The 20779-nt window shown below is 73.2% G+C and carries 21 protein-coding genes; 15 read left to right on the top strand and 6 right to left on the bottom strand.

Going from position 1 to position 20779, the window contains the following annotated elements; translation table 11 throughout:
- The first annotated feature begins 43 nt into the window (after positions 1 to 43).
- Positions 44 to 1066 carry an ABC transporter substrate-binding protein gene (locus IO39_RS34110; protein ID WP_043632086.1) on the top strand — a complete coding sequence of 341 codons (1023 nt, stop codon included), beginning with the start codon at positions 44 to 46 and terminating at the stop codon, positions 1064 to 1066.
- A gap of 116 nt (positions 1067 to 1182) precedes the next feature.
- Here IO39_RS34110 and IO39_RS34105 read toward each other — a convergent pair whose 3' ends face one another.
- Both IO39_RS34105 and IO39_RS34100 read right to left on the bottom strand, forming a co-directional pair.
- Positions 1183 to 3603, bottom strand: a complete 2421-nt coding sequence (locus IO39_RS34105; RefSeq protein WP_043632082.1) for a helicase-associated domain-containing protein — start codon at positions 3601 to 3603, stop codon at positions 1183 to 1185.
- Between the two features lie 78 nt (positions 3604 to 3681).
- Positions 3682 to 4176 carry an ATP-binding protein gene (locus IO39_RS34100; protein ID WP_052423724.1) on the bottom strand — a complete coding sequence of 165 codons (495 nt, stop codon included), beginning with the start codon at positions 4174 to 4176 and terminating at the stop codon, positions 3682 to 3684.
- Between the two features lie 290 nt (positions 4177 to 4466).
- Between IO39_RS34100 and IO39_RS34095 the strand changes: the two genes are divergently transcribed.
- The 6 genes from IO39_RS34095 to IO39_RS34070 all read left to right on the top strand — a co-directional run bounded on the left by IO39_RS34095 (position 4467) and on the right by IO39_RS34070 (position 8023).
- Positions 4467 to 5333, top strand: a complete 867-nt coding sequence (locus IO39_RS34095) for a Sco1979 family transcriptional regulator (RefSeq protein ID WP_500690339.1) — start codon at positions 4467 to 4469, stop codon at positions 5331 to 5333.
- Positions 5334 to 5570, top strand: a complete 237-nt coding sequence (locus tag IO39_RS34090) for a DUF397 domain-containing protein (RefSeq protein WP_043632079.1) — start codon at positions 5334 to 5336, stop codon at positions 5568 to 5570.
- An 87-nt stretch (positions 5571 to 5657) separates the two neighbouring features.
- Positions 5658 to 5915 (top strand): hypothetical protein, encoded by a 258-nt coding sequence (locus IO39_RS34085; protein WP_043632077.1) that lies wholly within the window; start codon positions 5658 to 5660, stop codon positions 5913 to 5915.
- 43 nt (positions 5916 to 5958) lie between these two features.
- Complete coding sequence (locus tag IO39_RS34080) at positions 5959 to 6717, top strand: hypothetical protein (RefSeq protein ID WP_043632074.1); 759 nt, start codon at positions 5959 to 5961, stop codon at positions 6715 to 6717.
- Between the two features lie 20 nt (positions 6718 to 6737).
- Entirely contained in the window at positions 6738 to 7760 is a 1023-nt protein-coding gene (locus IO39_RS34075; protein ID WP_043632071.1) for a maleylpyruvate isomerase family mycothiol-dependent enzyme, read from the top strand.
- Positions 7760 to 8023, top strand: coding sequence for a sigma factor (locus IO39_RS34070; RefSeq protein WP_052423708.1), 264 nt, complete (start codon positions 7760 to 7762; stop codon positions 8021 to 8023). The genes IO39_RS34075 and IO39_RS34070 overlap by 1 nt, the downstream gene beginning before the upstream one ends.
- 11 nt (positions 8024 to 8034) lie before the next feature.
- Here the strand turns inward: IO39_RS34070 and IO39_RS34065 are convergent, their stop codons facing one another.
- Positions 8035 to 8616 carry a histidine phosphatase family protein gene (locus IO39_RS34065; protein ID WP_043632067.1) on the bottom strand — a complete coding sequence of 194 codons (582 nt, stop codon included), beginning with the start codon at positions 8614 to 8616 and terminating at the stop codon, positions 8035 to 8037.
- Between the two features lie 38 nt (positions 8617 to 8654).
- Positions 8655 to 9566, bottom strand: coding sequence for a TIGR03621 family F420-dependent LLM class oxidoreductase (locus IO39_RS34060; RefSeq protein ID WP_043632065.1), 912 nt, complete (start codon positions 9564 to 9566; stop codon positions 8655 to 8657).
- A 183-nt stretch (positions 9567 to 9749) separates the two neighbouring features.
- Here IO39_RS34060 and IO39_RS34055 point away from each other — a divergent pair, with 183 nt between their 5' ends.
- The 8 genes from IO39_RS34055 (at position 9750) to IO39_RS34020 (ending at position 16923) form a co-directional block, all read left to right on the top strand.
- Entirely contained in the window at positions 9750 to 10517 is a 768-nt protein-coding gene (locus IO39_RS34055) for a phytanoyl-CoA dioxygenase family protein (protein ID WP_052423707.1), read from the top strand.
- Positions 10502 to 11458, top strand: coding sequence for a phosphotriesterase family protein (locus IO39_RS34050; protein WP_043632062.1), 957 nt, complete (start codon positions 10502 to 10504; stop codon positions 11456 to 11458). Before IO39_RS34055 ends, IO39_RS34050 begins: the two co-directional genes overlap by 16 nt.
- Positions 11455 to 12648: a cytochrome P450 gene (locus tag IO39_RS34045; protein WP_043632059.1), complete on the top strand. Its 1194-nt coding sequence runs from the start codon at positions 11455 to 11457 to the stop codon at positions 12646 to 12648. Before IO39_RS34050 ends, IO39_RS34045 begins: the two co-directional genes overlap by 4 nt.
- A gap of 232 nt (positions 12649 to 12880) precedes the next feature.
- Complete coding sequence (locus IO39_RS34040; protein WP_211267261.1) at positions 12881 to 13840, top strand: ABC transporter substrate-binding protein; 960 nt, start codon at positions 12881 to 12883, stop codon at positions 13838 to 13840.
- 1 nt (position 13841) lies between these two features.
- Positions 13842 to 14876: a FecCD family ABC transporter permease gene (locus IO39_RS34035; RefSeq protein WP_245642459.1), complete on the top strand. Its 1035-nt coding sequence runs from the start codon at positions 13842 to 13844 to the stop codon at positions 14874 to 14876.
- The gene (locus IO39_RS34030; RefSeq protein ID WP_043632053.1) at positions 14873 to 15646 is read left to right on the top strand and encodes an ABC transporter ATP-binding protein; all 774 of its coding nucleotides are present in this window, start codon (positions 14873 to 14875) and stop codon (positions 15644 to 15646) included. The genes IO39_RS34035 and IO39_RS34030 overlap by 4 nt, the downstream gene beginning before the upstream one ends.
- Positions 15643 to 16284, top strand: a complete 642-nt coding sequence (locus IO39_RS34025; protein ID WP_043632051.1) for an adenosylcobinamide amidohydrolase — start codon at positions 15643 to 15645, stop codon at positions 16282 to 16284. Before IO39_RS34030 ends, IO39_RS34025 begins: the two co-directional genes overlap by 4 nt.
- A 63-nt stretch (positions 16285 to 16347) precedes the next feature.
- Positions 16348 to 16923, top strand: a complete 576-nt coding sequence (locus IO39_RS34020; RefSeq protein WP_063765397.1) for a Uma2 family endonuclease — start codon at positions 16348 to 16350, stop codon at positions 16921 to 16923.
- On the opposite strand, the gene IO39_RS34015 is transcribed toward IO39_RS34020, so the two are convergent.
- A complete protein-coding gene (locus IO39_RS34015) occupies positions 16904 to 18577 on the bottom strand; it encodes a hydantoinase B/oxoprolinase family protein (RefSeq protein WP_043632044.1) in 1674 nt (557 codons plus the stop codon). The genes IO39_RS34020 and IO39_RS34015 overlap by 20 nt on opposite strands.
- Positions 18574 to 20733: a hydantoinase/oxoprolinase family protein gene (locus IO39_RS34010; protein ID WP_084773953.1), complete on the bottom strand. Its 2160-nt coding sequence runs from the start codon at positions 20731 to 20733 to the stop codon at positions 18574 to 18576. The genes IO39_RS34015 and IO39_RS34010 overlap by 4 nt, the downstream gene beginning before the upstream one ends.
- Positions 20734 to 20779 lie beyond the last annotated feature (46 nt).

Raw genomic sequence — 20779 nt, 5'->3', positions numbered from 1 at the left:
TAATGGTCCACCGCTCAGGCAAGCCTAACCTTAGGAGACGTACATGTCGGGACCGGTACTGGCGCGCAGAGGCTTCTTCGCGGGCGCGGCAGGGCTCGCCGCCGCCCTGACGCTCGCGGCGTGCGGTGGCGGCGGGACGCAGGCGCCGTCCGCGACGTCCGCCGCCTCCTCCTCCGCCTCTTCCGCCCCCGCCCAGGCGTGGACGTTCACCGACGACCGCGGCAGGAAGCTGACGCGGCCCCAGCCCCCCACGAAGATCGTGGCCCAGGTCGGCGCGGCGGCGGCGCTGTGGGACTTCGGCGTGCGGCCCATCGCGGTGTTCGGCCCGCACAAGCTCAAGGACGGCAGCAAGGACCCGCAGGTCGGCAACGTCGACATCACCAAGGTCACCGGCCTGGGCAACGTGTGGGACGAGTTCAACGTCGAGCAGTACATCGCGCTCCAGCCCGAGCTCCTCGTCAGCGGCATGTACCTCAAGGACACCCTCTGGTACGTGCCCGAGAAGTCCAAGGACACCATCGAGCAGGTCGCCCCCACCGCCGGCATCGCGATCACCGGCAAGACCGCCGCTCAGGTGATCGGCAAGTACGAGGAGCTGGCCACGTCGCTCGGCGCGAGCATGGAGGGCGTGGCCGAGGCCAAGGCCCGGGTGGAGGCGGCCACCAAGGAGCTCGCCCGCTTCAAGGACCTCAAGATCCTCGTCGTGTCCGGCGGCGCCGACTCGCTGTGGGTGTTCAACCCGCCGCAGTGGCCCGACCTCCTGGAGCTCAAGAACGCCGGCCTGGACGTCGTCACCCCCTCCAAGGTGGACGAAGGCGGCTCCTTCCAGACGCTGAGCTGGGAGAACGCCGACGAGTACGACGCCGACGTGATCCTCTACGATCTGCGCACCCAGGCGCTCAAGCCCGACGAGATGATGAAGAAGCCGACCTTCGCCGGGCTGCCCGCGGTCAAGGCCGGGCAGCTCTACCCGTGGAACGCCGAGGCGCCCTTCAGCTACCAGAGCTACGCCACCCTGCTGGAGGGGCTCGCCGCCGACCTGGCCAAGGCCCGCCCGCTGCCGTAGGCCCGCCCGCCGCGCAGCGGGCCCGCCCCTCCGCGGCAGGCCCGTCCGCCGCGGCAGGCCCGCGCTCCGGCGGGCCCGCGCTCCGGCAGGCCCGCGCTCCGGCGGGTCCGGCCGCGTCAGTAGGCGCCCCGCACCTCGACGATCTCGGCGAGCGGGAACTCCAGGTAGTCGCCCGCCTCTTCGCACCAGGCGTCCAGCGCGCCGCCCTTGAGCTCGCCGTGGCTGATCGTGGCGGTCAGCCCGCCGGTGAGCGTGATGCCGGCGCGCACGCCCCGGTCGACGACGAACCCGAGCAGCGACTGCTGCGCCGTCGGCAGCCGGGTCGCCATCCTGCCGATGATCGCCCAGGTGCGCCCGCTCTTGGCGCCTTCGGACCGGCCGGCGGCGACCAGGCGGCGGGCGTGCTCGTACGGGTCGGGCGCCGGCTCCAGCAGCAGGTGGGCGGGCGGCTGCGGCTCGGCCAGGCCGGGGAACTCCGACAGCTCGGCCACCTGCCCGCCGGGCAGCAGGATGAGTTTGCCGGTGCCGGGCTCCTCGGCCCTGGACCGGTGGATGGTGATCTCTCCGGTGTCGGAGACCGGCACGGGGGAGTAGCCGACCTCGCGCAGGGCCGCCAGGGTGCGCTCGGCCGGCGCCTTGCTGACCAGCACCGTGGGCGCCAGCAGCCGCAGGCCCAGCCGCCCCAGCCGCCGGTGCGCGGCGATCTCGGCCAGCAGCCCCGGGTCGGCGGCCTGCACCACGCAGCCGACCGTGGTGACCGTGACCTCGCCGTGCCGGCGGGCGGTGTCGCGGATCAGGTATTCGAGCGGCTGCGGGATGGTGCCCACCGCGGCCAGCTCGTCGAGCAGCTCGTCGGCCTCGTAGCCCTGGTCGAGCGCCCGCCGCACGCTGGGCCCGGTGAAGCGCCACACCGAGGCCGCGCCGCGCGACTCCCGGTCGGCGGCCCGGTCGAGCAGCGCCGCCAGCTCGGCCGACGGCGGCCCCGTGACGACCGCGGTCAGGTCGGGGCCGAACAGCGCGCTCCTGCGCACGCTGGCCAGCGCGCGGGTGGCCGCCTCGGCCAGGACCGGGTCGTGCTCGACCATGGGGACGGCGTCGTCGCTCTCGTCGCCCGGCCGGGCCGTCAGCGCGGCCAGCGCCCGGCCCAGGTCGGTCAGCGCGTCGTTGGCCAGCAGGCCGAGCAGCCGGGCCTCGTCGAGGGCGGCGGGGGCGCACTCGCGCAGGCGGGTCTCGTCGATCAGCGGAGCGTGCCAGTGGACGGCGGCCAGCAGGCTGTCGCGGTCGGCGAAGGCGGTGCCCGCGGGCAGGTGGGCCAGCACCGACAGCACGGCCCTGCGCACCGCCGCCACCGCGCCGCCCCCGGGGTCGTCGCCCAGCACGGTGCCGTATTTGCCGTCGGTCTTGAGCAGCGAGGAGCGCTCCATCCGCCACCACGCCGCCAGCAGCACCCGCAGCCGGGCCGAGCCCTCGTCGAGCCGCCACCGGTCGAACCGCTCGGTGGGCACCATGCCGCCGGACGGCTCGTCCCAGGCCAGCAGCCTGGCCACCGCGCACACTTCGAGCAGCAGCCGCGTCTCGTCCTCGTCGCAGCCGGTCTCCTTGGCCAGCCTGCGCACCTCGCGCACGCCCACGCCGCCGGTCTTGAGCAGCGGCAGCGGCGTCTTGGAGGCGTTGTCCAGCAGGGCCGCGCAGCGCTCGACCACGTGCGGAGCGGCCAGCGTCATCAGGTGGTCGACCTCTTCGGGGTCGACCGGGATCGTCGCCACCTCGGGCGCCACGGGCAGGTAGGGCGGGGTGTAGCCGGGGCCGCGCAGGCAGATCGCCACCTCGCGGGAGATCTCCGCCTTGTGCCAGCTCGGCCGGAAGAGCAGGCCGTGGTCGGCGCACCACCGCTCGGGCGTGCCGTGGACGACGAACCTGCCGCCGTCGACGTCGAGCGCGGGGCCCTCCCAGGCGAAGCGGTCGAGCAGGGACACGGTGCCCTCGGGGGCGGTGCGGATCAGCGCCTTGACCCGGGCCGGGTCGGCGAGCGTCTCGATCACCCGGGCGATCAGGCGGCGCTTGCCGCCCTGCGCGGGCAGGCCGAGGGAGCGGGCGAGCGCGTGCAGCGCGTCGTTGCTGATGGACCAGGAGTTGAGGTAGTGCTCCAGCGGCTCGCCCAGGCTGAGCGGGGCCGGCCAGTGGCGGGCGACGCCCTCGGCGAGGTGGATCACGCCGTCGTCGCCGGGCCAGGCGAGCGCGTGGTCGTAGAGGTGCTCCAGCCAGATGGTCACGTCGTCGGGCTGTACGCCCAGAAAGCGCGCGAGCGTCTCGGCGGTGGGGCGGGTCATGGCCAGGGCCGCCTCGGCGAGCTGCAGGCAGGGCAGCGGCAGGCCGTGCAGCGCCTCCATCACGGCGAAGCCGTTGCCCAGCCGCTGGGCCAGGGTGTCGAGTCTCCTGGGCCAGGGCGGGGCGATGGCGTCGGGCCGGTTGGCCAGGATGCGCCCGAGCCGGTCTTCGTCTAGTGTTCGCAGCCAGCCGAGCAGGTGATCATCCATCTGTCAGCACTCTCATGGGGTCGCGCGCGGAACTCACCGTGAGCCATGACCATCCACGGTAATGCAGATCACCCCCGGTCAGGAGAGGACTGCCCAGACGATCTTTCCGTGAGGTGCGAGTGCGGACCAGCCCCAGCGGAGGCTGAGCGATTCGACGATGTGGAGTCCGAGGCCGCCGGTGTCAAGGGGCCCAGGGTATCGCAGCACCGGGACCGAGGACCCTGGATCGGTGAAAGCGCTGGTGACCAGTGGCCCCCGGCGGACGAGGGACATGTGGACCGAGCGCTCGCGGCCCGGGTCGTCGAGGCACAGGCCGTGGCGCAGCGCGTTGGTGGCGAGCTCGGAGACCACCAGCTCCATGTTGTCGGCCAGCTCGCCGAGCCCCCAGCCCGACAGGGTGCCCACCGTGAAGCTGCGGGCGGAATGGACGGAGGAGGCGATGGGCGGGAGCACGAACGTGGCACTCGTGGACGGGCCGGGAACCAGCAGATCGCTGGCCGCGTCCGGCCACCAGCCGACTGGGGGCCACCAATCGAACGTGGTCCACTGGCCGGGTGCCGTGGTGGATTGCACGTGATCATTGTGCGCCAAACTCTCGTGCAGGTGCAAGAGCGAATGCACGTGCAGACAACTCGTGCACGCGCTACGGTTTCCCTCAAATGGTCAATATGGGGGAAAGGGGATCTTGTCCGCGGCCCATGATCTTTCGGCCGTGAAGTGACAGACTGGAAGTGCATACTCCGCTACCCGCGGTGGACCGCAACAATCTGCGACAAACCGCTGGTGCACTCCGCTACGTGCGGCGAGGCCGCCGAGAACGGCGCGGCCCGTCGCGTTGCAAGGAAACGACCAAGGAGCAGCACGTGTCGATTGATCCGCCCGGTACCGGTTCGACCGTTCGGCGCATCATGCTGGGGGCGAGTCTCAGGCGCCTCCGCGAGGCCAGCGGGCTCGACCGGGCACAGGCCGGATTCCACATCCGGGCGTCCGAGTCCAAGATCAGCCGCATGGAGCTCGGCCGCGTGGGCTTCAAGACACGTGACGTGGAAGACCTGCTCACCTTGTACGGCGTCGTCGACGATGCCGAGCGCCGTGGCCTGCTGGAGATGGTGCGCGAGGCCAACACCCCGGGGTGGTGGCACAAGTACTCGGCCGAGCTGCCGTCGTGGTTCACCACGTACATCGGCCTGGAGGAGGCGGCGAGCGTGATCCGCACCTATGAGGTGCAGTTCGTGCCCGGCCTGCTGCAGACGGCCTCGTATGCGCGTTCGGTCTTTCAGCTTGGCAACCCCGATGCGAGTCCGGAGAGAATCGAACGGCGCGTGCATATGCGCATGCAGCGCCAGGAGCGCTTCACCCAGAAAGACGGACCCCGCCTGTGGGCCGTCATCGACGAGGCGGCGCTCAAACGGACCATCGGCGGGCGGGAGGTCATGTCCGAGCAGCTCCAGCATCTGCTGGAAGTCGCTGCCCTTCCCAACATCACCATCCAGGTGATGCCCTTCAGGTTCGGCAAGCACGCCGCTGAAGGGGGCGCGTTCAGCATCTTGCGGTTTCCCGAGTCCGACTTGTCGGACGTTGTCTATGTCGAGCAGCTCTGGGGTGCCCTGTACCTGGACAAACGTGAGGACATCGACCCGTACCTCACGGCCATGGAGCAGTTGTGCGTGGAGAGCACCACGCCAGGGGGCACCGTCGAGCTCATCGGCGGTCTTCTCAGAAAGATGTAGATGAACCAGACCTACAACGGCATGCCGGCGGCGGACCTCACCCAGGTCGCCTGGCGCAAGAGCCGCTACAGCAACTCGCAGGGCAACTGCGTGGAACTCGCGGAGCTTCCCGACGGGGGCATCGCGGTGCGCAACTCGCGCTTCCCCGACGGCCCCGCCCTCATCTATACCCGTGACGAGATCCGGGCCCTGGTGCTCGGTGTGAAGGACGGAGAGTTCGACGGCCTGCTCGTGTAACGGCGTGTTAACCTCCGGCGCGCCCGCTTAACGGCGGCGCGCCGGAGGCGTAACCGCCCGGCCTCGTCCTGCGGCGAGGATCGGATCATGCTCGACCAGATGACCCTGTATCCGATCGCCGACGACGTGCTGTTCGCGCCGGGCGGCAAGGTCGTGATCCGCACCTACGGCGTGGCGCCCGCGACCACCGGCGCCGCCGTCTCCTACCGCACCTGGGTGACCGGCCTGCGCGACCAGCCCCGCTACTGGCACTGGGGCCACTTCGAGGACGCCGCCTCCGGGCACCGCCAGGTCCTGGAGTGGCTCACGGGACGGGGGCCGCAGCCTTCCCAGGCGCTGGCCTGATCGCTATCCTCAGGCCAAGCAACCGCTTGGTCTAGGAGGCGACGTGCGGCGCGCGATCCACCTGATCGAGGAGGTCGACTTCCGGCCGATGAACTCCAGGCGCCCGCTGGAGTACCTCACCTGGCTGACCCGCTACAAGCGCGAGGACGAGGCCCGCACCGCCCCGGCGCTCACTTCCGGCATGTCCATCAGGTCCCGCGAGATCGACCTCGTGGGCGCCTTCTACGCCGTCGGCATCACCGGCCACCCCCAGTTCAAGGCCGTCACGCTGTGGGACTGCCACGGCGGGTGGGACGGCGGCTGGCGGCAGATGATGGAGATCTACCAGGGGGTGGACGAGCGCCTGTTCCTGTCCGACATCGACGACCTGCGCTTCTCCGCCTTCTCCCGGCCGCTCGGCGCCGCGCCGGGCTGCCCGCCGCTGTCCGGCGCGCCCGCCGCCGAGCTCTACCTCTTCGAGGACGCCCGCGTACGCCCCGGGGCCGCGCTCGACTACCTGCACGCCGTGCGCACCGAACGCGCCCCGCTGCTCGCCGAGCACGGCCACACCCTCGTCGGCCTGTACGAGGTGCTGTTCTGCGACACCGAGGCGGTCACCGTCTGGGCCGTCTCCCTCGACGACCACCTGGCCACCCAGCGCGCCAGGGACGCCGCGCTCGGCCTCGACGACGAGGCGCCGCCCGACTCCCGGCTGCTCGACTGGGGAAAACGGGCGCGCGACTATCTGGAAGGCCGCTGGCGTGAGACGCTGCTGGCACCGTTCCCCGGCTCCCGCCTGGCCCCCGGGAGCCCGCCGGGTTAGCGTCGGCCGCGGAGGTGGCCATGGCGGACTCATACCTCTACGACGGGCAGCGGCCGGAGGACCACCTCGCCTCGTGCCCCGGCTGCGGGGCGGCCGTCGCGCTGCTCGACGGGCCGGAGCCGGCGGCCGAGCCGCCGCCCACGCTGCGTGAGGCCGTCCTGTCGCTGGCGCGCCGCCGGCGCGGCCCCGCCGTGACGGGATGGTCGGCGGTGGCGGTGCCGTACGCCGAGCAGGTGGCGCTCATGGACGAGCTGCTCGCCGGCCTGAGCGCGCCGCAGTGGGAGGCTCCGGTCGCCCGGCACGGCACCGTCAAGGACCTGGTCGAGCACCTGACGGCCAACGACGCGACCGTCGCGGGCTTCATGGGCGTGCCCTCCGCCGGTCGGGACGTTCCCGGCCCGGACGCTCCCGGCACGGACGTTCCCGGCGCCGGCGTTCCCGGCACGGACGTTCCCGGCGCCGGCGTTCCCGGCGCGGGCGTTCCCGGCGCGGGCCCGGCCGGGCCGGAGGCGGGCGGTGGGCGGATCGCGCGGGTGCGCCGGCGCTGGCGGGAGCAGGCGGGGTCCCTGCTGGAGCGGGCCTCGGCGGGCGGCGAGGTGCTGCTGGGCGTGGAGGTGGCCCTGGCGGGCGCCAGGCCGGCCCGCGCGCCGCTGCGGCAGGCGATGATCCAGCGCACGTTCGAGACGTGGACGCACGCCGACGACATCAGGGCCGCCACCGGCCGGTGCAGGGCCGCGCCGCCCCCCGAGCACGTGCACATGATCGCCGAGTTCGGCCTGGCGCTGCTGCCGCGCGCGCTGAAGGGGCCGCGCCGCGCCGTCTCGGCCACCGTGGTGCTGACCGGCCCGGGAGGCGGCGCCTGGACGATCCCGCTCTCGCCCGCCTCCGACCACGTCGCCGTGCTGGTCTCCGCCGACGCGGTCGGCTTCTGCCGGCTGCTGGCCGGCAGGTGGCCGGCCGGCTGTTTCCCCTACGCCGCCGAGGGCGACCCCGCCCTCGCCCGCGACCTGATCGCCGCCGCCGCGACGCTGGGATGCGACTGATGAGCGACATGGACCTGTGCGCCCGGCTCGCGGCCGGTGACCTCGACGCGCTGGCCGACGCCTACGACGAGCACAGCCGGTTCGTGTTCGGCGTCGCGGTCGAGGTCACCGGAAGCCGGGCCTATGCCGAGGAGATCACCCAGAACGTGTTCGTCGCGCTCTGGGAGCGTCCCCTGTCCTACGACCCGGGGCTCGGGTCGCTGCGCGGCCGGCTGGTGAGCCGGGCCCTGCACGAGTCGGCCCTGCGCCCGAAGGTGAGCTGACGGCGTCGCGGTCAGCTCACGGGGGCGTTCCAGGTCAGCAGCACCGGTTCGGCGTGCTCGAAGCCCAGCCGCGAGTAGGTGCCGGTGTCCAGCCTCAGCAGCCTGCCCTCCTCCGGCGCCAGGCCCAGCCAGCGGGCGGCCAGCACGCGCAGGAAGTGGCCGTGCGCCACCAGCGCCACCCGCCCCTCGGCCGCCCTGGCCCGCGCGATCACCCGGTCGGCGCGCACCGCGACCTCCGAGGCGCTCTCGCCGGGATGCTCCGCGTCGCCGGGGATCACGCCGTCACGCCACAAGTACCACCCCGGCCTGCCCTCGCGGATCTGCGGCGTGGTGATCCCCTCGTAGCCGCCGTAGTCCCACTCCCACAGGTCGGCGTCCACCTCGTAACCGGTCAGCCCGGCCAGCTCCGCCGTGCGCCTGGCGCGCTGGGCGGGGGAGACCAGCACCAGCTCGAACGCCTCCTTGACCAGCGGCGCCAGGGCCCTGGCCTGCTCCTCGCCGTGCTCCGTCAAAGGCAGGTCGGTACGGCCCGTGTGCCTGCCCGCCTTGCTCCATTCGGTCTCACCGTGTCGAAGCAGCAGCATCTCATTCATGTGTCCCATCATCCGGCACGGCCGATCGCCGCCCGCCGTCAGGTGGCGAGGTCCTCCGCGACCGTCTCGAAGGCGGGCAGGTCGCGCTCGTGATGCACCACGAAATACGACATGTCATGCTCATCTCGCCAATAGCGGAGTTTGTCGGCCATGTCGTACCAGGTGCCCAGGAGCACCTGCGGCGTCTCGTCCAGCGCCGCGCTGTCGGCCGCGCTCCACGGCTCCTCCGCCTTCCGCTCGCCCACCTGCAGCACGCTGGTGCCGAGTTCGAGCCGCGCGTACCGGTCGCCGGCGGCCTCGCGCAGGAGGGCGAGCTTGTCCAGGAAGGAGCGCAGCCCGCCGTCGGCGAGATCGGGGCCGCTGCCGTCCGGGCGCACCCGCGTGCCGATGTTCACCACGTCCGCCCGCTCGGCCGCCAGCCGCAACATGCGCCGCCCGCCCGCGCCGATCACCAGCGGCGGCCGGGGCCGCTGCACGGGCTTGGGCTGCTGGTCGAGCCCCGAGATCCGGTAGTGCGCGCCGTCGAAGCTGAACGGCCCCTCGCCCCAGAGCCCGTCGAGCACGGCCAGCGCCTCGCGCAGCCGCTCGATCCGCATCCCGGGCGGGCGCAGCGGCAGCCCGGCCCCGGTGTAGTCGCCGGCCATCCAGCCCGTGCCGATGCCGACCTCCAGCCGCCCGCCCGACAGCAGGTCGAGCGTGGCCAGCTCCTTGGCCAGCACGGCCGGGTGCCGGAAGTCGTTGGCCAGGACCAGCGTGCCGACGCGCAGCTTGGAGGTCGCGCAGGCGGCGGCCGTCAGGGCGGGGAGGGGCGCCAGGCGGGAGCCGACCAGGTGGTCGGGCACGAGCAGCACGTCGAACCCCGACCCCTCCAGCCGCCTGGCCTTCTCCGCCCACGCCTTGGCCGACCCGGCCTCGCGCACCACCGCGCCGAACCTGAACCGTCGTCGCATGCTCGCCTCCCACCAAGTGCTTGCTCGGGATGATAACCCGCCGGCGACTTTCGCCTCGGAGGGGAGCCAGGTGACCACGGTACGTGCCCGGCGGCGGCGCTGTCCGCCGCTTCGCCGAGGAGGTCCGGGACGGGCGGGTTCGGGTCTTACCAAGCGCTTGCTTTAGGTGCGAGACTGTGCAGCATGGAGATCCCGGTGCGCCAGGTGACCGACGACGAGGCCGCCTTCTTCATCGAGCACGGATGGGTGCGGCTGGGCCGGCTGGTCCCGCCGGATGTCGCGGCCGAGCTGCGCGAGCGAGCCGCCGGCTACCTGCGCGAGCGCTCGAAGAGCCGGCGGACGCTGGTGGACGAGGCGTTCGGCCAGTCGAGGGACATCGCGGCGGCGGACGAGCTGTTCGGCGCCCTGGCCCTGAGTCCCGCCATGGGCCAGGGCGCCGTGCGGCTGCTGCGCGGCGTCCGGGCCGTGCGCGTGCAGGTGACGAACCTGCTGGTCAAGGAGGCGGGCGAGCACGGCGCCACCGAGTTCCACCAGGACTTCCCGTGGATGCCGATGGACCGCTCGGCCATGCTCACCGTCTGGCTGGCCCTGGCCGACGTGCCCGCCGACATGGGCTCGCTGCGCTTCTACGACGGCTCCCACCGGTACGGCCTGCTCGGCCGCAGCTTCACCCGCCCCGGCGACGACCAGCTCACCCAGCACCCGTGGCTGAAGGAGCTGGAGCTGTCGCCGCCGCTCGACCTCAGGGCCGGCGACGCGACCGTGCACCACGCCCTGACCGTGCACGGGGCGCCCGCCAACCGCCGCGACCGCCCCCGCCTGTCCTTCACCGTGACCTACTTCGACGCCGACGCCCTCTACACCGGCCTGCCCTACCAGCAGACCGACGGGCTCGGGCTCCAGATCAACCGGCCGTTCGAGCACGAGAGGTTCCCGTGCCTGAGACCGTGAGAGGCCCGGTCGCCGACCTCGGGGCGACGCTCATGCACGAGCACGTCTTCGGGCTGAGCCCGGAGATCCTGTGGAACTGGCCGGACCTGCCCGAGGGGTGGGACCTGGAGACGCGGGCCCGCGAGGCGGCGGGCAAGCTGGACGCGCTCAAGGCCGCGGGCGTGGACACCATCGTGGACCTGACCGTGGTGGGGCTGGGCAGGTACGTCCCGGCCGTGCAGCGGGTGGCCGAGCTGACCGCCGTGAACATCGTGGCCGCCACCGGGCTCTACACCTACGACGCGCTGCCCCCGTACTTCGGCAACCGGGGGCCGGGGTCGTTGTTCGGCGGGCCCGACCGGCTGGCCGAGTTCTTCGTCCGGGACCTCACCGAGGGCATCGGGCGCACCGGCGTCAAGGCCGCCATGCTCAAGTGCGCCTCCGACCACCTCGGCCTCACCAAGGGGTGCGAGCGGGTGTTCCGGGCCGTCGCCGAGGCGCACCTGGCCACCGGCGCGCCGATCACCACCCACTCCCACAGCGCCTCCAGGGGCGGGCTGGAGCAGCAGAAGCTGCTTGCCTCGCTGGGCGTGGACCTGGGCCGGGTGGTCATCGGGCACGCCGGCGACTCGACCGACCTGGCCTACCTGGAGGAGCTGGTCGCCAACGGGTCGTACCTGGGCATGGACCGCTTCGGCATCGAGACGATCAGCCCGTTCGAGGCCCGGGTCGCGGTCGTGGCCGAGATGTGCGAGCGCGGGCACGCCGGGCGGATGGTGCTGGGCCACGACTCGTACTGCTTCAACGACCGGTTCGACGCCGAGGTGGTACGGCGCAGGCATCCGAACTACCACCTGCTGCACATCTCCCGCGACGTGCTGCCCGCGCTGCGCGCCCGGGGCGTCACGGACGACCAGATCCACCAGATGCTCGCCGGCAACCCGCGGAGGATCTTCGCATGATCGAGGACTTCGACGTCACCGCGGACTGGCACGTCGCCGCCCCCTACGCGTTCCTGGCACGGCTGCGCCGGGAGGCGCCGGTGTTCAGGAGCGCGCACCTCGGCGCGTACGTGCTGACCCGCCACGCCGACGTGCGCGCCGCGTACGGCGACCCGCGCCGCTTCTCCTCCGAGGGCTCGCTGACGATCTCGCGCAGCCTCACCGGCGAGACCAGGGAGAAGCTGGGCGAGCACGGCTCGTTCCTGTCCAGCTTCGTGGCCAACGTGGACCCGCCCGACCACACCCGGCTGCGCAGGTCGGTGTCGAAGGCGTTCACGCCGCGCGCGGTCGCGGCCATGGAGCAGGAGTTCCGGCGGCTCAACGAGGACCTCCTCGACCGGGTGGCCCCGCGCGGGCGGGCCGACTTCGTCGCCGACCTCGGGCACGAGCCGTCGATCAAGCTCACCGCCCGCTTCATCGGCGTGCCCGAGGCGGACGAGGCGTTCGTCCGGTCCCGCGTCAAGGACTGGTTCCAGCTCTTCCTGTCGCCGCAGCCGCCGCACCGCCAGCTCGAACTGGCCGGCGGCTTCCTGGACTACCTCGACTACGTGGACCGCCTGGTCGCCGCGCGCGCCAAGGATCCCCGCGACGACTTCACCTCCCTGATGACCTCGCTCATCGGCACGGAGCTGACGCACCGCGAGGTGGTGGAGCTGATCTCCACGATCCTGCTCGGCGGCAACGACACCGTGCCCAACCAGCTCGGCAACACCGTCCTGCGGCTGTTGCGCGAGGGCTGCTGGCCGGTGCCGCCCGAGCGGATCGCGAACGCCTCCGAGGAGTGCATGCGCATCGACGGGGCCTCGCTGGGCTCGTTCAGGTACGCCGCCGCCGACGTCACCCTGCACGGCGTGACCATCCCGGCCGGCTCGCTCGTCCTGCTGTCCACCGACTCGGCCGGCCACGACGAGAGCGTCTTCCCCGGCCCCGAGCGGTTCCTGATCGACCGGCCGAACGCCGCCGAGCACCTGGTCTTCGGCCACGGCATCCACTTCTGCGTCGGGGCCGCGCTCGGGCGGCTGCAACTGCGCACCGCGCTGGAGGTGCTCTGCCGGCGGCTGCCCGGCCTGCGGCTCGTGCCCGGGCAGGCGCTCTCCTACCGCAGGTCCATCGTCGGCCGCGGCCTGACCTGCCTGCCGGTGGAATGGTGAGCGGGCGGTACGCCGCGCAACCCGGCCCTTGACGAGGGGCACTTCGACGGCATTGATAACGTACGTCCGACGCGCAGAGCGCAGCGAAGTCCGGTGCGAGTCCGGCGCTGTCCCGCAACTGTCATAGCCAGGTCGCCTGCCTCTGCGCCGACGTCATCAACCCTCGTGGAAAAGGGTGATCCGTCGCGACGACGCGGGTCTCTCGGTTCCGAACAGTGTGAAAGGACTTCTCGTGAGGCCCGTACGCATGGCCTTCGCGGGCGCGCTGCTGGGAACGCTCGTCCTGACCGGTTGCGGTCAGGCCGGCACCACAGCCTCCCCCGCCCCCGCCCCCACCGCGACGACGGCCTCCGCCGGTGACTTCCCCGTCACCGTCGAGGCCGCCAACGGCAAGGTCACCATCGCCAAGAGGCCGCAGCGGATCGTCTCGCTGTCGGCCACCCACACCGAGACGCTGTTCGCCATCGGGGCGGGCCCCCAGGTCGTCGCGGTGGACGAGCAGTCGAACCACCCGCCCGAGGCCCCGAAGACCGACCTGTCCGGCTTCAAGCCCAACGTCGAGGCCATCGTCGCCCAGAAGCCCGACCTGGTCATCGTCTCCGACGACATCGACAAGATCGTGACGGAGCTGGGCAAGGTCAACGTGCCCGTGCTGCACCAGCCCTCGGCCACCAAGCTCGACGACGCCTACGAGGAGATCGCCGAGCTGGGCGCCGCCACCGGCAACAAGGCCAGGGCCGACGAGGTCGTCGCCGGCATGAAGTCGGCCATGGAGGAGCTGGCCGCCAAGGCCCCCAAGGGCGGCGAGCTGACCTACTACCACGAGCTCGACACGACGCCGTACGCCGCCACGTCCCAGACCTTCATCGGCCAGATCTACGCGATGTTCGGCCTGACCAACATCGCCGACAAGGCGCCCGACGCCGCCGGCGGCTATCCCAAGCTGTCGGCCGAGTTCGTCGCCCAGGCCGACCCCGACCTGATCTTCCTGGCCGACGTCAAGTGCTGCCAGCAGAGCAAGGACACCCTGGCCAAGCGGCCGGGCTGGCAGGGCCTGTCGGCGATCAAGAACGACCGGGTGATCCAGCTCGACGACGACATCGCCTCCCGCTGGGGGCCGCGCGTCGTCGAGCTCGCCGAGACCATCGGCGCGGCCGTCGCCGAGGCCGGGCCGAAGGCGGGCACGAGCTGACGTGGTGACGCAGGCCGGCCCGTCCAGGGCCAGACCCCTGTGGGTGGTGTGCGCCCTGGGCGTGCTGGCCGTCTGCATGATCGCCGGGCTGCTCGACGGGGCCGCCGACATCTCGCCCTGGCAGGTCGTGCTGCAGATCGCGGACTGGCTGCCGTTCACCGAGGTGGACTCCGGGCTGGCCCCCGTCGAGCAGGGGCTGCTGTTCGAGCTGCGGCTGCCGCGCGTGCTGGTCGCCGCCGTGGTCGGCGGGCTGCTGGCCATGGCGGGCGCCGGGTACCAGGGCGTGTTCCGCAACCCGCTCGCCGACCCCTACCTGCTCGGGGCCGCGGCCGGGGCCGGGCTGGCGGCGACCGCGGCCATCGTGCTGCTGCCCCCGATGGCGGTCGGCGTCCCGGTGGCCGCCTTCGTCGGAGCCGTGGGGGGCGTGTTCCTGGCGTACACGCTGGGCAACACCGCCGGGCGCGACGGAGGCACCGCCACGCTCGTGCTCGCGGGGGTGGCGGTCACGTCGTTCCTGACCGCCATCCAGACCTTCGTCCAGCAGTTCAAGGTCGAGGAGCTGCAGCGCATCTACTCGTGGATCCTCGGCGACGTCGGCGGCGGCTGGGACCAGTTCTGGCTGGTGCTGCCGTACGCGGCCGTCTCCTCCGTGCTGCTCCTGCTGCACGGGCGGCTGCTCGACGTGCTGTCCGTCGGCGACGAGGAGGCCACCAGCCTCGGGCTGCGGGCCTCCCGGGTGCGGTTCCTGGTGCTGCTGGCCGCCTCGCTGGCCACGGCGGCGGCGGTGGCGGTGAGCGGGCTGATCGGGTTCGTGGGCATCGTCGTCCCGCACGTCGTGCGGCGGATCGCGGGCGGCTCGTACCGGATCGTGCTGCCGCTGTCGATGCTCGGCGGGGCGGCCTTCCTGGTGCTGGCCGACCTGGTGGCCCGTACCGTGATCGCGCCGGCCGAGCTGCCGATCGGCGTGGTGACGATGTTCGTGGGCGCGCCGTTCTTCGTGCTCGTGCTCCGCATGACCAGGAGGGCGGCCCTGTGATCAGCGCGCGTGGCCTGTCGGTGCGGCTCGGGGAGCGCGAGGTCCTGACCGGCGTGGACCTGGAGGTGCCGCGCGGCTCCTGGGTGGCCGTCATCGGGCCGAACGGGGCCGGCAAGTCCACCCTGCTCAAGGCCCTCATGGGGCTGGTCGCCCACCGGGGGGAGGTCGCGTTCGGCTCCCGGCCGGCCGGGGCGCTCAAGCCGCGCGAGCGGGCCAGGCTGGTGGCGTACGCGCCGCAGACGCCCGCCCTGCCGCGCGACATGACGGTCTTCGACTACGCGCTGTTGGGGCGCACGCCGTACATCCCGTATCTGGGGCGGGAGAGCAGGCGCGACCGCGAGGTGACCGAGTCCGTGCTGGACCGCCTCGACCTCACGGCGCTGGCCGGGCGGCGGGTCGGGGAGCTGTCCGGCGGGGAGCGGCAGCGCGTGGTGCTCGCCAGGGCGCTCGCCCAGGAGGCCCCGGTGCTGCTGCTGGACGAGCCCACCACCGCGCTGGACCTCGGGCACCAGCAGCAGGTGCTGGAGCTGGTGGACCGGCTGCGGCGCACCGACGGCCTGACCGTCCTCACCACCCTGCACGACCTCACCGTCGCCGGCCTGTACGCCGACGCCCTCCTGCTGCTCACCGAGGGCCGCGCGGCCGCCTCCGGGGAGCCCGACCGGGTGCTGACCGAGGAGCTCGTGGGCCGGCACTTCGACGCGCATGTGAAGATCGAGCCCGGGCCGGACGGCCGGCCCGTGGTGCACCTGGTGAGGGGGCGGCCGTGAAGCTCACCTACCGCGTGGAGGAGGGGACCCGGCTCGGCGCGCTGCTGTGGGAGTTCGGGCCCGGCTGGCGGATGATCTCCTCCGCCATGCTGGGCGGCGGGATCGGGGCCCGGGAATGGGTGCTGAACGCGCAGGTGGTGGCCGGCTACTCGCGGATGGACCCGGTCGATCACCTGGTGTCGCTCGGGCCCGATCGGGGGGACGGGGTCGGCATGATGACCGCGGCCTCCGTCGACCGCTACGTGCGGGCCCGCGACGGGGGCGTGGAGGCGTACGCGACCGTGGGGCTGCGGGTGCCGACCTGGGCCGCCGCGCCGGAGGGGCACGTGGACCCCGAGCTGGCGCCCATGCGGGTCGGCACGGTCAACATCGTCGTCGTCGCGCCCGTGGCCATGACGGACGCGGCGCTGGTCAACACGGTGATGACGGTCACGGAGGCGAAGACGCAGGCGCTCGTCGAGACCGGCTTCGCGGGCACGGGGACGGCGTCGGACGCCGTGTGCGTGGCCGTGCCGGCGGAGGGGCCCCAGGAGGTCTTCGGCGGGCCGCGCTCGGAGTGGGGGGCGCGGATCGCCCGGGCCGTGCACACCGCCGTACGGCGCGGGGCCGAAACGTGGCGGCATCGTCACTCAAAGTGAGGGAATCCGGGGAAGTAGCATGTGGGCGAGGGCGAGATTCCCGATACTGAGTAGGTGACCGCAATGGCGATCGAACCAAGGCGCACAGTCCTTCCGGGCGTGCCGCCTTTCACTGTTCAGGACCTGCTCAAGTTCCCGGAGGACGGGAACCGTTACGAGCTCTTCAACGGGAGCCTACTCGTGAGCCCTGCCCCCACCCCCCGGCACCAGCGTGTGATCACGAGGCTGCTGCTCATCCTGCAGAACGCGGCGCCGCCCGGCCTGGAGTGCCTGACCACTGTCAACGTCAGACGGAGCGACGAGAATCTCTACATCCCCGACCTCGTCGTCGTGCCGGAGAAGGTGTCGGAAGCGGTGGATCTCTGGTATTCCCCCAGCGATCTGCTGCTCGCCGTGGAGGTGGTCAGCCCGAGCAGCCAGACCCACGACAGAGCCACCAAGGTCGGAGCATACGCGGAGGCGGGCATCCCCTTCTACTGGCGGATCGAGCCCCTGGAAGGGCCCACGGTCTACGTCTACGAGCTCGGCGGCAACTCCTACGCGGGGCCCGTGGCGCACAAGGCGGGCACCACGGTCTCTCTGGCCTCGCCCTTCCCGGTGACCTTCGACCCGGGCGACCTCATGCGTCTGCGGGGCTGACCCCGTAGTCCTCCGCCGCGCCGCGCGGTGACACGCGACCGGCGTCGAGGTCGGCCAGCACCGCCTCCCGGGCCCGCTCCGACGGCGGGCCCAGCCCGCTCCCGCCGGTCGTCTCCACGATGAACGCCTCCCCGGCCGCGAAGCGCACGTTGTTCACCTTGGAGGCCAGCCGCTCCACCGTCCCGTCCAGGCGGCGCCGGTAGAAGCCGCCCAGCCGGCCCGGCAGCCCGCCCTCACGGCCCGGCGGGGCCAGCCGCAGGCGGTCGCCCCGCGTGGTGACGTGACAGTCGGCCAGGAAGCGGTAGACCGTGCGCGAGCCCAGCCCGCCCCGGTGCCGGCCCGGCCCGCCCGAGTCCGGGATGGTCTCGATCGACTCCACGATCAGCGGGCAGCGGCTCTCCACCGGCTCCACCTGCGGCACCGAGTTGCGGCCGATGCCGAAGTGCACGCCCGTCGCGTCCGGCCCGTCCAGGCCCCGGCGCGCGCCCACGCCGCCGAAGTCGTACGACAGGTGGATCCAGTACGGCGCCCCCACCGCCGCGATCGAGAACGGCTGCAGGATGCCGCTCGCCGCGATGGCCCGCTCGGGCACCGCGTCCGACATGGCCTGGAAGACGGCCTCCATGGCGGCGTAGATGGGCACGTACCGGCCGCCGCAGGGGTGCGGGGAGCGGGCGTCGAGCAGGGAGCCCTCCGGCAGGCGCACGTCGATCGCGCGCAGGCAGCCGTCGTTCATGGGGATCGCCGGGTCGAGGAAGCAGCGGATCGCGAACACGGCGGCGGCCAGCGACTGCGAGGCCGAGGCGTTGATCGCCGCGGGCACCTGCGGGTCCGTGCCGGCGAAGTCGAGCGCCGCCGCCTCGCCGCCGAGCGTGACGGCCACCCGGACCCAGTGCTCCCGGTCCGGGTCGACGCCGTCGTCGTCGATCGGGTACGCCGCCTCGTAGCGGCCCGCGGGCAGCTCCGCCAGCGCCGCGCGGGTCCTGGCCTCGGTGTGGTCCAGATAGTCGGCGACGCCCTGCGCCAGGCCGTGCTCGCCGTACCGGGAGAGCAGCGACTCGATCCGGGCGGCGGCCACGGCGGTGCCGGCCACCAGGGCGCGCACGTCGCCCATGACCTTGTCCGGGGTGCGGCTGTTGGCCCGCAGGATCGCCGCCACGGCCGGTTCGAGGCCGTCGCGCGTGGCCAGGCGCACCGGGGGGAGCCGCAGCCCCTCCAGGAAGATGTCCGTGGCCAGCGGGGCCATGCCGCCCGCCGAGAGGCCGCCCAGGTCGGAGACGTGGATCATGGTGGCGGTGAAGTACGCCGGCGTGCCCGCGACGAAGACCGGGCGGTAGACGAGCAGGTCGTTGGTGTGCACGCCGCCCCGGTAGGCGTCGTTGAGCGCGTACACCTCGCCCGGGCGCATCGTCTCCGGGGGGAAGTCCTTGAGCAGCTCGGGGAGCGCGGTCCTGAGCGCCATGCTGTTCATCAGCGTCGTGGCCATGGACTGGGCGACCAGCCGGCCGCCGGCGTCCAGCACGGCGGCCGAGGCGTCGGAGCCCTCGACGATGAACGTCGAGTACGCCGAGCGCACCACCACGATGCTCGCCTCCTCCGCCGCCACGACCAGGGCGTTCCTGAGCACCTCCGCGGTCAGCGGGTCGACGGTCATACGGCGCTCCCGGTGCTCGCGTCGCTATCCGTGCTTCCCGTGCTTCCCGTGCTCGCGGCGGTCCTGACGAGGTGGACGGCGCCGCCGGCGGCGCGGGTGACGGTCCAGCCGGGCGGGACGACGATCGTCGCCTCGGCGTCCTCGACGATGACCGGGCCGGGCGCCGTGGCGGGCAGGGTGTCGCGGGTGTGCACGGGCACCTCGGCGTAGCCGCCCAGCTCGGGGAAGTACGCCGGCCGGGCGCCGGGGACGGGGGCACCGGCCCGGCCGTGGGAGCCGGCGGGGCTGGGGGAGCCGGGGGAGTCGGGCGCGTCCCGGGAACCGGCCGGGGCCGGGGAGCCGGCGGGGCCGGGTGGTCCGGCCTGGGGCGACGGGCCGGAGGGCCGGGGGAGGGGGGCGGTCAGGCGGACCCGGTAGCTGACCAGCTCGACCTCGCCGCGCTGCGCGATGCCGTACACCTCCGCGTACCGGCGGAAGAAGGCGCGCTCCAGGGCGGCGCGCTCGGCCGACCAGGGCACGGTCAGGTCGTGGGACTGGCCGCGGAAGCGCACGTCCACCGAGCGCAGCACCCGCACGCCGGGAGCGGCGAGCCGGACGCCCAGGTCGCCGGCGGCCTCCCCGGCCAGGGCGGCGAAGACGGCCTCGGGGTCCGGCTCGTCCAGGCGGGTCAGGACGCGGTCGGTGGACAGCTCGCCCGCCAGCAGCCCCGCCGCCGAGGCCACCCCGCAGTGCGCCGGCACCACCACGGTCGCGATCCCGAACCGCTCTGCCACCCGGGCCGCGTGCATCGGGCCCGCGCCGCCGAAGGCCACCAGGGCGAAGCCGCGGGGGTCGATCCCGCGCTGCACGGTCACGACGTGCACCGCCGAGGCCATGGAGGCGCTGACGATCTCGTGCACCGCGTACGCGGCCCGCGCCCGCGACACGCCGAGCGGCCCCGCCAGCCGGTCCAGCGCCTTGTCCGCCAGCGCGGGCGACAGCGGGACGGACCCCGCCGAGAGCGCGGGGGAGAGGTAGCCGAGGACGAGGTTCGCGTCCGTGACCGTCGGCTCCGAGCCGCCCAGCCCGTAGCAGGCGGGCCCGGGGAACGAGCCGGCCGAGCGGGGGCCGACGCGCAGCGCGCCCGCCGGGTCCTGCCAGGCCACGCTGCCGCCGCCGGCGCCCACCTCCGCCAGGTCGATGGCCGGGGTCTTGATCGGCACGCCGGTGCCGGCCCGCCGGCCGCCGAAGCTGCCCTTGCCCCCGACGTGGAACTCGTGCGTGACCTCCGGCCGTCCCCCGCGCACCACGCACGCCTTGGCGGTGGTCCCGCCCATGTCGAACGAGATCGCGTCCGCGAACCCGGCCCCCGCCGCCGCCAGCACTCCGGCCGCCGGGCCCGACTCGATCGTGGCCACGGCCCGCCTGGCGGCCAGCTCGGCGGAGATCACGCCGCCGCCGGACTCCATGACGTGGACGGGCGCGCGGATGCCCAGCTCCGCCAGCCGCGCGCGCAGGCGCGAGAGGTAGGAGGCCATCAGCGGGCCGACGTAGGCGGAGATGATGGTGGTGGTGGCGCGCTCGTACTCGCGGATCTCCGGCCAGGTCTCCGAGGACGTCACGACGGCGGGGACCGACTCCCGCAGGATCTCGGCCACCCGGCGCTCGTGGGCCGGGTTGGCGTAGGCGTGCAGCAGGCACACCGCCGCCGACTCGATGCCGCGGGCGGCGATCTCGCGGGCGGCGCGGCGGGCCGACTCCTCGTCCAGCGGGACGAGCACGTCGCCGCGGGCCGAGACGCGCTCGGTCACCTCGAAGCAGTCGCCGGGCGCGACCGGGGGAGGGGGCGGGGTGAAGCGCAGGTCGTAGCGGTCCTCCTCGACCCGGGCGTAGCGGCCGAGCGGGACGGCGGCCCGGAAGCCCCGGGTGGTGACGAAGGCGACGCGCGCCCCCGTGCGTTCGAGCACCGCGTTGGTGGCCAGCGTGGTCGCGTGCACCACCCGCGTCACCCGCGACGGGTCACGGCCGGCGAGCACGCGCGTAACGCCGGTGAGCATCCCCGCGATGGGGTCGTCGTGGGTGCTCGGGCACTTGGCCACGGCGATCGTGCCGGACGTGCCTCTCAGGACCACATCGGTGAAGGTGCCACCGACATCGACGCCGATCGTGTAGCCCATTCCGGTACGTTATGTCCCCGAGCAAGCGCTTGTCTATGCAGTGGTC

Origin of the sequence: Nonomuraea candida, assembly GCF_000725485.1 — a bacterium.
GTDB lineage: Bacteria > Actinomycetota > Actinomycetes > Streptosporangiales > Streptosporangiaceae > Nonomuraea > Nonomuraea candida.
This window is presented reverse-complemented; position numbering and strand designations above follow the sequence as displayed.

Coding starts and splice junctions, on each gene's coding strand:
- IO39_RS34045 (WP_043632059.1), top strand. CDS start 11,455: ATGATCGAGGACTTCGACGTCACCGCGGACTGGCACGTCGCCGCCCCC.
- IO39_RS34015 (WP_043632044.1), bottom strand. CDS start 18,577: ATGACCGTCGACCCGCTGACCGCGGAGGTGCTCAGGAACGCCCTGGTC.
- IO39_RS34085 (WP_043632077.1), top strand. CDS start 5,658: ATGCTCGACCAGATGACCCTGTATCCGATCGCCGACGACGTGCTGTTC.
- IO39_RS34090 (WP_043632079.1), top strand. CDS start 5,334: ATGAACCAGACCTACAACGGCATGCCGGCGGCGGACCTCACCCAGGTC.
- IO39_RS34055 (WP_052423707.1), top strand. CDS start 9,750: ATGGAGATCCCGGTGCGCCAGGTGACCGACGACGAGGCCGCCTTCTTC.
- IO39_RS34010 (WP_084773953.1), bottom strand. CDS start 20,733: ATGGGCTACACGATCGGCGTCGATGTCGGTGGCACCTTCACCGATGTG.
- IO39_RS34075 (WP_043632071.1), top strand. CDS start 6,738: ATGGCGGACTCATACCTCTACGACGGGCAGCGGCCGGAGGACCACCTC.
- IO39_RS34105 (WP_043632082.1), bottom strand. CDS start 3,603: ATGGATGATCACCTGCTCGGCTGGCTGCGAACACTAGACGAAGACCGG.
- IO39_RS34020 (WP_063765397.1), top strand. CDS start 16,348: ATGGCGATCGAACCAAGGCGCACAGTCCTTCCGGGCGTGCCGCCTTTC.
- IO39_RS34060 (WP_043632065.1), bottom strand. CDS start 9,566: ATGCGACGACGGTTCAGGTTCGGCGCGGTGGTGCGCGAGGCCGGGTCG.
- IO39_RS34070 (WP_052423708.1), top strand. CDS start 7,760: ATGAGCGACATGGACCTGTGCGCCCGGCTCGCGGCCGGTGACCTCGAC.
- IO39_RS34110 (WP_043632086.1), top strand. CDS start 44: ATGTCGGGACCGGTACTGGCGCGCAGAGGCTTCTTCGCGGGCGCGGCA.
- IO39_RS34065 (WP_043632067.1), bottom strand. CDS start 8,616: ATGAATGAGATGCTGCTGCTTCGACACGGTGAGACCGAATGGAGCAAG.